This is a genomic window from Patiriisocius sp. 208BN25-11 (genome assembly GCF_058147145.1).
Genome location: NZ_JBYVJY010000066.1, coordinates 1 through 276, shown reverse-complemented (window position 1 = coordinate 276; position 276 = coordinate 1). Strand labels below are relative to the sequence as shown.

General features: G+C 31.9%; 1 pseudogene. It reads right to left on the bottom strand.

From position 1 onward, the window contains the following. Positions 1 to 138: 138 nt before the first annotated feature. A pseudogene (locus ACY2RS_RS15580) lies at positions 139 to 276 on the bottom strand (DNA-binding response regulator); the annotation flags it as partial.

The following is a 276-nucleotide window of genomic DNA, read 5'->3' as shown; positions in this document are numbered from 1 at the left end:
TTTCGAGTTTTGAGTTTTGAGTTTTGAGTTTTGAGTTTTGAGTTTTGAGTGAAACTTAAAAATTATTGTAACACCTAAACACATAAACCCCTAAACTTATAAACTACTGCTAGACTCCTAAACACATAAGCTCACAAACTATTCAAGCCATATCGTAAAATCCTTTACACGCTCTCTTGCTACAATGACTTCTTGGTCTTTATAGCTATTGAGTTTTAACTGTAAATGTGAATTGGTTTAGGAGATAATGTCTTTAATGTCATTGATGTTCACGTA